The organism is Pseudomonas sp. 39004 (assembly GCF_028682155.1).
In the GTDB taxonomy this organism is placed as follows: Bacteria; Pseudomonadota; Gammaproteobacteria; order Pseudomonadales; family Pseudomonadaceae; genus Aquipseudomonas; species Aquipseudomonas capeferrum.
The window spans coordinates 1-1,991 of record NZ_JANIAG010000331.1 but is presented as its reverse complement, the minus strand read 5'-3'; the positions used below and the strand labels follow the sequence as shown (position 1 = coordinate 1,991).

The window sequence follows — 1,991 nt, the reverse complement described above, 5'->3', positions numbered from 1 at the left end:
ATGTTGATGTGCTGCTTTGGTGTAACAATTACAATGTTTTCTGAATTATATACATCTCCGCCCTCGGATATAGGAGTTTTATGATGAATTTGAAGAGAGGCGAGCGCTCCAACGCGCTCATGCAAACGCGCAAAAGGAGCAAAGCCTTTCCTCATCCTCCCGATGCTGACAGGGTCGAATTGAGCGGCGAGGAAAGCGTCACTACTGACGGCCTTCCACAGTGCTTCTCGATAGGCTCTCCAGTTTCGAAACTGTTGCCCTCTCAATAAATCAGAAATTTGCCTGGGTATGGGCGCTCCCTTACGTGTTTCAACACTCGTGGCCCAATGATCGTCGACCTCAACGCCTAAGCCGCTGGCTGTTCCCATTTCCTCTCGACGATCCCGAAACATCGTGTAGATAGGCGGCAATCCGGAGTCTGCCGGAAAGATGATGACGTAGTCATCCCAGCTTGCATCGGCAACGCCTGGATAGCTGTCGATCCTGATTTCTATGGGCTTGAGCGTTGCCCCTTTGTAAATAGGTGTATCGCGCTGATCGGCGGGCAATCCTGTTGAGCTATCGCCCGGCGTGACGATAGGTGTCCAGGTCAGGGTACGTGGTGGTACGTCTGCCGTAGTGGCCGTATATACATTGCGTTGAGTGTCGTATGAGGCAGTTAGGATACGCACCTGCGAAGGCACGACTTCCCCGCCCGTCTTGACGGCAAAAATTTCCGAATCGTCATTAGCGTTGAGCTGAGAGCTGAAGCGGTAGGGAAGATCGATGTATGAAGCCGAAGCGGCTGCACTTGCGGCCAACTGGACACTGAGTTGGGGATCTAGATCGGATAACGGGGTCTGCAGGGAATAGCGGCGAGGAAGCTCGCCATTCCCGAGGTTTGGAGAGTAGAAAAGAGCCGAAACACCCACCACGAACCCTGCGCCAACGCTAGCAGTAAATCCACTAACTGCGCCAACGGCGGCCCCAATCACGCCTCTTAATAAATATTCTGCGGAAGTGGATACGACTGTGCCTACTGCAGTGATAATTACCGATCCTGTTACTGCGACAGAGCCAGATGCAGAGTAGGTGTTTGCGAGGCGAATTAATTCAGTCTCTGCAGCGATGCGTTCGGCCTCGGCTTTAGCGGCGGCTTCTGCGGCGATGCGTTCGGCCTCGGCTTTGGCGGCGGCTTTTGCGGCGATGCGTTCGGCTTCGACCAAGGCCCGAGCATTTACGCGTGCTCGAATTTCCTCTGTAGTGGACCCGGCCAACAGGGTGGAAAAGTAGTAGATCTCGACAGCTGCATAGTCGCGGCTTCTCGCTGCGGCGTAACTGTATGTGATTCTTTGAATAAAAAGTTCCGGGTCATCATCAATGCTTCCGTACCGCTGTTCGTAAGCGATTATCGTGGCAGCAGTGGATTTCCAAAGAGGATGGTGCCCTACCAGTTTGTTTACGTTGGCTTCATGGGTTTCGAGAGCGTCTAATTTCCTTATTGCGAGCGACTCTATTATTTGTCTTCTGTGGGTAGCATTATCCCGATTTAACCCGGCCTCCACGATTGCTGATTCAATCTCGACATCCACTGCGGCGGCTAGTGTTCGAAGGTCTAAAGGTTTCTTAGCATCTTCGTGAATTGCTTCAAGAATTTGCGCAGAATTTGGCATTGCTGGAGGCGAAGTTGGGGGGAGTGCTGAAACTAGTGGGCCGCCAGCGGGATAAGGCCAATGAGGAAGGCCGAAGGGAAAAAGGGGTGGAAATAGGACAGATATCGGGGGGCGGCCGATGACATGCGAATCGGGCAGAAAAACTGTGCCTTGCATTGAAACTTCCATGTGTCAAAACAGCAGGGTGCTGCTTGAACCACGGAGGATCTTTGTTAAATCACTATCAACGCAGCGTGAGAGTATTCCGCTCGCGGAGCTGCTTCAGGGGGCGTTAGTCCCCCGGTGTTCGCCACGGCAAATGCAGCGCCTGTGAGATCGTGCGCCGCGCGGGCGCCGCAC

At 53.3% G+C, this 1,991-nt stretch carries 1 protein-coding gene; it reads right to left on the bottom strand.

Annotated elements, in window-relative coordinates; all coding sequences use genetic code 11:
• Positions 1–1,652: S-type pyocin domain-containing protein (locus NP534_RS26690; protein WP_274100724.1), on the bottom strand; the 1,652-nt coding region annotated here is incomplete at its 3' end.
• Between the last annotated feature and the right edge of the window lie 339 nt (positions 1,653–1,991).